Below are 7845 nucleotides of genomic sequence, written 5' to 3' on the forward strand. Positions count from 1 at the left end.
GGCACGCCTCTTCGTTGGTTGGTTCGGCCCCCGCGGCCTTGCCTCCGTGCTCTATCTCATTCTGGTGGTCGACCAGTCGGGCTTTGATGTCGCCGGCGCGATCACCAACATTGCCGTCTTCGCAATTCTGTTGTCCGTCATTCTGCATGGTGCCACCGCACCCTTTGCCAAAAAGACGTTCTTTCCAGCCAAATCCTGATGCGGGCTCAACCGCCGCTCAGGAAGATGTGACCGCCCCCTGTCTCGCCGCAAGCGCGTCGAAGCCCTATAATCCGTCATATATATCGCCGCCGGGGTGCGGTTTGCATCGCGGCAAATCCAGGAGGTCTGAAATGACGGATTTTCATGTCATGGCCGGCACCGACAAGACGCTGTCATTGCCGGCCGTTCGCAAGATCACCACATCGGATGTCATCGATGCTCTGGGGCGCGGGCTCGACGATTTCTGGCAGAAGCCCTCGCATTATGCCTTTCTGTGCATCATCTATCCGCTTGTGGGCGTGGTGCTTATCTACTGGGCGTCGGACGCAAACGCGCTGCCGCTTCTCTTTCCGCTCGTATCCGGCTTTGCACTGCTCGGACCGTTCGCGGCGATCGGCCTTTATGAAATAAGCAGACGTCGCGAAGCGGGGCTCGACACGTCCTGGCGGCATGCGCTGGAAGTCCGCAAGTCTCCCGCCCTGCCCTCCATCGTGGCGGTCGGCGCAATGCTGCTGGCAATCTTCATAACCTGGCTTCTGGTAGCGCAGGGCCTCTATGTGCGTCTCTTCGGAGCGGAGCCGCCCGGGTCCATGGCGCAGTTCTTCGAAACGCTGTTCACGACCGATGAAGGGTTCATGCTCATGATTCTGGGCAACGGTATCGGCTTTATATTCGCCCTTGCCGTGCTCATAACCTCGGCAGTGGCCTTTCCCATCCTGCTCGACCGCGATTGCGGCGCCGTGGCGGCGGTGATCACCTCCGTGCGCGCGGCCAGCGCAAACCCGCTGCCCATCGCGCTATGGGGTGTTGTCGTCGCGGGGGCATTGTTGGTTGGCTCACTGCCGCTTTTTGCCGGCCTTGCCGTGGTGATGCCCATTCTCGGCCACGCGACCTGGCACCTTTACCGCAAGCTTGTCGCCGACTGAGCGTTCCGTGACCGGATGAGATTGCCGGGCTTGAAATGAGTGCGGAAGCAAATGGGACTCCAACCGGTTCGGTCCCTATTCCATGGCCGCTGCACCCGCATCGGCCATAGGTGCGCGTTTTGGCATGCGCAGAAGCAGCACGAGCGGCATCGCCGCCAACGTCACCAGCATCATCAGCTTGAAATCGTCCACATAGGCGATCATGAGCGCTTGCTGATTGACGAGCTGATCGGCCATCGTAAGCGCCGTGGCATCTCCCTGCGCCGCTCCCGGTATGGCCTGCAAGGCTGGATTGAACGGGTTGATATGGGTTGAAAGTTCGGCGTGGTTGATCTGCGTGTTGCGCGTCAGAAGCACCGTGACCACCGAAATACCGATGCTCGAGCCGATATTGCGCACCAGGCTGAACAGGCTGGTGCCATCGGTGCGGTATTTCGGATCGAGCGTTGCGAAGGTAACCGTCGACAGGGGCACGAAGACGAGACCGAGTCCCAGACCCTGCACGACACCGGAAACGACCAGGAGGCGGTCGTCCATCTGTGGCGAAAAGCCGGTCATCATATGCAGCGACCACGCCGTGAGCGAAAGTCCCGCGACCACGAGAATCCGGGCGTCTATAATCCGAACGAGCCGACCGACCAGAAGCATGGAAATCATCGTTCCCACGCCGCGCGGCGCCATGACGAGTCCCGTCAAAATGGTCGAGTGGTTGAACAGGCGCGACAGCATCGGCGGCAGAAGGGCGAGGCTCGCGAGCAGAATCACGCCGACGATGAAGATGAACACCAGTCCGGTAACGAGATTGCGGTCGCGGAAGATGTGCGCGTCGATGAAAGTTTCTTTTCCGGTCAGAAGATGGATGGTGAACACCCAGAAGCCGATCAGGCACAGCCCCAGCTCGATCCAGATTTCAGTCGCTGCGAACCAATCGACCTCGGCGCCGCGGTCCAGCATGAGCTGAAGCGCCCCGACGCCCAGCGAAAGCATGGCGAAACCGAAGAAGTCGAAGCCGCGCAGACGCTGTGCGATGCGCGGGAGATAGGCGGCGCAACCGATGAAGGAAAGAATACCGACGGGCAGGTTGATGAAGAACACCCAGCGCCAGTTCATTGTCTCCGTCAGCCATCCGCCCAGTGTCGGGCCGATGATCGGACCGACCATGATGCCCGCTCCCCAGAGAGCCATGGCCGAACCGTGGTTTTCCTTGGGATTGATGTCGAGCAGAAAGGTTTGCGAGAGCGGCACGATCGCAGCGCCGAACACGCCCTGAAAGAGCCGGAACATCACCATGGATTCCAGGCTCCAGGCCACGCCGCACAACATTGAGAACACCGTGAAGCCCACCACGCTGGCAAGGAAGAATTCGCGCCGGCCGAACCGGTCCGACAGCCAGCCGGTCATCGGCGTCATGATGGCCGCCGCGACGATATAGGAGGTGAGAACCCAATTGATCGTGTCCGGCGATGCGCCGAGATCGCCGGTCATCGACGGCAACGCCACATTGGCGATTGTCGTGTCGAGCACTTGCATGATCGTGGCGAGCATGATCGAGAGCGTGATCAGGCCGCGATGGGGGGTGGCCTCGTGCGTGTTTGCCGCTGCCGACATGATGATGTTTCCGCTGGTTTCGTCTCTTTGCGCCGGCCGCCTATTCCGCCGCCACGGCGGTGCCGAGGAAGTTGAAGCCGCGCGCCACCTTGGTGTCGATGGTGACGGTGGCGCTCATACCCGTACGCAGGAGATCGGTATCCTTCGCGTCGATCTTGACGCGAACCGGAATGCGCTGCGTCACCTTGACCCAGTTACCCGTGGCATTCTGGGCCGGCAGCAACGAGAACTCGGCCCCGGTTCCCGCGCCGATGCTTTCCACCGTCGCCTCGACCGATTGGTCGGGATAGGTGTCGAACACCACCTCTGCGGTCTGTCCGGGGCGCATATGCGTAAGCTGCGTTTCCTTGAAATTGGCCTCGACCCAGGTCTCTCCCGTCTCGACGAGAGAGAACAACGGCGTGCCGGCGGAGACGAACTGGCCGGTCTTGAACGAAGCAGCCTGCGAGACGATGCCGTCGGCTGGTGCGCGAACCGTCGCCTGCTTCAGCGTGTAAGCGGCCTTGTCGCGCGCCGCCAGTGCGGCAAGCACGCTCGGATGGTTGTCGGTCTCCATATCCGCGTTGCCACCGAGCGCGGCGAGCGCGCCGGCGGCGGCCTGCGCCGCGGCGATCTGGCTTTCGCGCGCCTTACGCACATTGCGCTCGGCTTCGTCCAGCGCCGACCTCGAGCTGATGCCCTTGAAGGAAAGATCCTTCTGGCGATCCAGCTGGGTCTGGAGATAGGTCCGTTCGCTCTCGGCCATGCGCTGCTGCGCCACCGCCTGACTATAGTGCGTGCGCAGTTGTTCTACATTAAGCCGGGCGGCGGCCAGCGAAGCGTCCGCCTCGGCCAGGGCTATCCGGTATGGCTCGGGGTCGATGCGGAACAGGACGTCGCCGGCCTTCACAGGCCGGTCGTTGTGAACCTTCGTTTCGATCACACGGCCGGAAGCCTCCGAGGTGATCGACACCTTGGCTTGCTGCAGATACGCATTCTCCGTTTCTTGAAAGCGCCCGCCGGTTACCCAGACATAGCCGCCGCCGATCAACAGCGCGAGCGGCAATGCGAGCATCAGCGCGATGCGCTTGCCGCGCCGCCTTCTTGTCGGCTTCGGTTCCACGCCGACCTCGACCGCCTCGACCTTGCCTTCGGTTTCAGCTCTTGCGTTCATTGCGTCTCACCTGTTCGTTTTCCGGTACCCGCTTCCTCGCAGGAAGCCGCACCTCCGAGATTCCCAGCCATCTTCGCGAGCGCATCCATCAATGCCGCGCGCTCTTTTTCGCTCATCCCCACAAGCGCTTCGTCGTAGACGGCCGAACCGATTTTCCTGATGCCGTCGTAAGCCTCGCGGGCCTTGCGCGTGGCAAACACCATGCGGACACGCCGGTCCGTCCGCCCCTGCCGGCGCTCGACCCAACCACTTTCGGTCATGCGGTCGATGAGCCGTGACACGCTGATGGGCTCGATCTCCAGCAGCTCGGCCAGACGCGTCTGCGGGACGCCATCCTCCTTGAGCAGGCGAAACAGGAGCCGCCATTGCGCGGCCGAGAGGCCGTACTCGCTGCCATATTCCTGAAAGCGCTTGCGCATGAGCCGCGCGACATCGTGGATCAGAAAGCCGAGTTTGTCGGTGTCGGGATTTTTCATAAGCGGCATATATTATAAGCATGCTTACTATACAAGAGACCGCGATTATGCTCCTGACATTGCCCGCCAGCGCCGCAAGACACCGCGATCCCGCGCAATCTGCTTGTCGAAGAACGGGCTGCCTGCTAGAGCCTGCGGCATGACGAACACGCCACTCTCCCATATCCGCAACTTTTCCATCGTCGCGCATATCGACCATGGCAAGTCGACGCTCGCCGACCGGCTGATCCAGATGACCGGCTCGTTGGAAGATCGCGAGATGAAGGACCAGATTCTCGACTCGATGGACATCGAGCGCGAACGCGGCATCACCATCAAGGCCCAGACCGTACGCTTGGAATACGACGCCCGGGACGGCCAGCATTATGTGCTGAACCTGATCGACACGCCCGGCCACGTAGACTTCGCCTACGAAGTCTCGCGTTCGCTTTCGGCCTGCGAGGGCTCGCTTCTGGTGGTCGACGCCTCGCAGGGCGTCGAGGCCCAGACGCTCGCCAATGTCTATCAGGCCATCGACAACGATCACGAGATCGTCACCGTGCTCAACAAGGTGGATCTGCCGGCCGCCGACACCGACCGCGTCAAGGAACAGATCGAAGAGGTCATCGGTCTCGACGCCTCCGACGCGGTTCCGATTTCGGCGAAGACGGGCGTCGGCATCGACGAGGTGCTGGAAGCCATCGTCACGCGCCTGCCCGCGCCCGAGGGCGGGGACCGGGAGGAGCCGCTCAAGGCGTTGCTGGTCGATAGTTGGTACGATGCCTATCTCGGCGTTATCGTTCTGGTGCGCATCATCGATGGCAAGCTCAGGAAGGGTCAGACCATCCGCATGATGGGCACGGACGCAAAGTATCCGGTCGACCGGGTCGGCGTCATGACCCCGAAAATGGTCATGGTGGAGGAACTCGGTCCCGGCGAGATCGGCTTCATCACCGCATCGATCAAGGAGGTGGCCGACACCCGTGTCGGCGATACGATCACCGAGGACAAGCGCCGGACGGAAAAGCCGCTGCCCGGCTTCAAGCCGGCGCAACCCGTCGTCTTCTGTGGCCTGTTCCCGGTCGATGCCGCCGACTTCGAGGACTTGCGCGCCGCCATGGGCAAGCTACGCCTCAACGACGCGTCGTTTTCCTTCGAGATGGAAACCTCGGCAGCGCTCGGCTTCGGCTTTCGCTGCGGCTTCCTGGGCCTGCTGCATCTGGAGATCATTCAGGAACGGCTGGAGCGTGAATTCAATCTGGACCTGATCGCCACCGCGCCTTCCGTGGTCTACCGAATGAACCTCACCTCCGACGAACAGGTGGAGTTGCACAACCCCGCCGATATGCCCGACGTGGTGCGCATCGACACCATTGAGGAGCCGTGGATCAAGGCCACGATCCTGACGCCGGACGACTATCTCGGCCCGATTCTCAAGCTCTGCCAGGAACGGCGCGGAATCCAGACCGATTTGTCTTATGTCGGCAAGCGCGCCATGGTGACCTATGAGCTACCGCTCAACGAAGTCGTTTTCGACTTCTACGACCGGCTGAAGTCCATCACCAAGGGCTATGCGAGCTTCGATTATCAGATCGTCGGATATCGCGAGGGCGACCTGGTGAAGATGTCGATCCTCGTCAATGACGAGCCGGTGGACGCGCTGTCCATGCTGGTACACCGGCAGGCGGCGGAAAAGCGCGGCCGCGCCATGTGCGAGAAGCTCAAGGAGCTGATCCCCCGCCATATGTTCAAGATTCCGATCCAGGCTGCAATCGGCGGCAAGGTGATCGCGCGCGAAACCATTTCGGCCATGCGCAAGGACGTGACGGCCAAGTGCTATGGCGGCGACGTGACCCGCAAGCGCAAACTGCTCGAGAAGCAGAAAGAGGGCAAGAAGCGCATGCGCCAGTTCGGCAAGGTGGAGATTCCGCAGGAAGCCTTCATCCAGGCGCTGAAGATGAGCGATTAGAAGATTTTTCAGTCAGGTGGGATTGCCTGAAATCCGCTTAAATTCTGTTCAAAAACAACAGGATAGAGCGGAACAGCGCTTCCATGAAACGGATGAACCGCTCCAACGCGTCTTTTTGATCGGCCGACGTCGCCTGATGCCGCGATCTGCCTCAGGGTTGCGACGGCGGATCGAAAAGATGGCACCGCACCGTCGTGTCGCCAATGTGCTGCGGCACCGGCACGTCCTGATCGCATTCGGGCAATCGAGCCGGGCAGCGCGGGTGAAAATGACAGCCTGACGGCGGATTGACCGGATTGGGGATTTCGCCGGCAATCGCCTGCCGCTCCCTGCCTTCCATATCGATGTCGGGAACCGCTTCGAGCAGCATCTTGGTGTAGGGATGCTGCGGATCGGCGAAAAGCTCCCGCGCCGGCGCCTCCTCCACCAGGCGCCCCAGATAGAGCACCCCCACGCGGGTGGCAACGTGGCGCACAACGGCGAGATTGTGACTGATGAAGAGATAGGTCAGACCCAGGCGCTGCTGCAGATCGCGCAACAGGTTGAGCACCTGCGCCTGCACCGATACGTCGAGTGCCGATGTCGGCTCGTCGCAGACGATGAATTTCGGATCGGAAGCCAGCGCCCGCGCAATGGCGATGCGTTGACGCTGGCCGCCCGAAAATTCGTGCGGAAACTTCTGCCCGTCACGCGGGTCCAGGCCCACAAGCGACAAAAGCTCGCCGACACGCGCGGCACGATCTTTCGCGTCCGTAATGAGCCCGAAGGCGCTGATCGGCTCGGCAATGATCGCGCCCACGCGCCAGCGCGGATTGAGGCTGGCGAACGGGTCCTGGAAGATCATCTGGATGCTGCGCCGCATCTGTCGTTCGGCATCGAGGCTTTTTCCGCCCCAGACATTCGTTCCATTGATGGTGACCGATCCGGCAGTCGGCTTCAAAAGCCCGACGACCATTTTGGCTATGGTCGATTTGCCGGAGCCCGACTCTCCCACCAGCGCATAGGTCTCGCCTTCGCGGATCGAGAAATCGACACCGTCCACGGCAGTCAGCGATACCCGGCTGCTGCGCTCGATCACCCGGTTGAGCCAGGGTTTGGAAAGGTCGAAGGTGCGGCGCAGCCCGCGGATTTGCACCATCTCCCCGTCGGCGGCACCCACCGGGGTGAGTTTTGCTTCGCGCGCCATCATGTCGGCTCTCCGTCGACGGTGTTGGGCAGGGCGATGCCCGCAGTTCTGGCCGTTTGCAGAATTCGTTCCGGCGCATCCACTGCCTTGTCCTCGGCATGCAGGAAGCAGGCGGCCGCGCTGCTTCCCGCCGGGTAGGGTTCGGGGCGCGTTTCGCTGCAATGGGAAAAACTATAGGTGCAGCGCGGATTGAACGCGCACCCGCCTGGAATGGCCCCGAGCCGTGGCATCGAGCCGGGAATCTGTGCCAACGTCTCTTCGGGATCGCCGGCGAGGGTTGGAATCGCGGACATGAGGCCGATCGTGTAGGGGGGCTGCGGATGCTTGACCACATTGCGAACCGGCCC

The 7845-nt window shown here is 61.7% G+C and carries 7 protein-coding genes and 1 pseudogene; 3 read left to right on the forward strand and 5 right to left on the reverse strand.

Features of this window, described 5'->3' with window-relative positions; genetic code table 11:
• Both QZ638_RS20745 and QZ638_RS20750 read left to right on the forward strand, forming a co-directional pair.
• A pseudogene (locus QZ638_RS20745) lies at positions 1-199 on the forward strand (sodium:proton exchanger); the annotation flags it as partial.
• A gap of 133 nt (positions 200-332) precedes the next feature.
• On the forward strand, positions 333-1127 hold the full coding sequence (locus QZ638_RS20750) for a DUF2189 domain-containing protein (RefSeq protein ID WP_295813928.1): 795 nt from the start codon (positions 333-335) through the stop codon (positions 1125-1127).
• 75 nt (positions 1128-1202) lie between these two features.
• Here the strand turns inward: QZ638_RS20750 and QZ638_RS20755 are convergent, their stop codons facing one another.
• From QZ638_RS20755 to QZ638_RS20765, 3 genes are read right to left on the reverse strand one after another with little or no spacing between them, the layout of a single operon-like run.
• Positions 1203-2735, reverse strand: coding sequence for a DHA2 family efflux MFS transporter permease subunit (locus QZ638_RS20755; RefSeq protein ID WP_295813932.1), 1533 nt, complete (start codon positions 2733-2735; stop codon positions 1203-1205).
• A 40-nt stretch (positions 2736-2775) separates the two neighbouring features.
• A complete protein-coding gene (locus QZ638_RS20760; RefSeq protein ID WP_295813935.1) occupies positions 2776-3888 on the reverse strand; it encodes an HlyD family secretion protein in 1113 nt (370 codons plus the stop codon).
• Positions 3885-4373 carry a MarR family transcriptional regulator gene (locus QZ638_RS20765; RefSeq protein ID WP_295813937.1) on the reverse strand — a complete coding sequence of 163 codons (489 nt, stop codon included), beginning with the start codon at positions 4371-4373 and terminating at the stop codon, positions 3885-3887. The genes QZ638_RS20760 and QZ638_RS20765 overlap by 4 nt, the downstream gene beginning before the upstream one ends.
• A 130-nt stretch (positions 4374-4503) precedes the next feature.
• Between QZ638_RS20765 and lepA the strand changes: the two genes are divergently transcribed.
• Positions 4504-6312 carry a translation elongation factor 4 gene (gene lepA, locus QZ638_RS20770; protein WP_295813940.1) on the forward strand — a complete coding sequence of 603 codons (1809 nt, stop codon included), beginning with the start codon at positions 4504-4506 and terminating at the stop codon, positions 6310-6312.
• A 151-nt stretch (positions 6313-6463) separates the two neighbouring features.
• Here the strand turns inward: lepA and QZ638_RS20775 are convergent, their stop codons facing one another.
• Positions 6464-7450: an oligopeptide/dipeptide ABC transporter ATP-binding protein gene (locus QZ638_RS20775; RefSeq protein WP_295813945.1), complete on the reverse strand. Its 987-nt coding sequence runs from the start codon at positions 7448-7450 to the stop codon at positions 6464-6466.
• Between the two features lie 47 nt (positions 7451-7497).
• A partial coding sequence (locus QZ638_RS20780) for an oligopeptide/dipeptide ABC transporter ATP-binding protein (protein WP_366936268.1) occupies positions 7498-7845 on the reverse strand: 348 nt, incomplete at its 5' end.

The organism is uncultured Nitratireductor sp. (assembly GCF_913053745.1).
In the GTDB taxonomy this organism is placed as follows: Bacteria; Pseudomonadota; Alphaproteobacteria; order Rhizobiales; family Rhizobiaceae; genus Nitratireductor.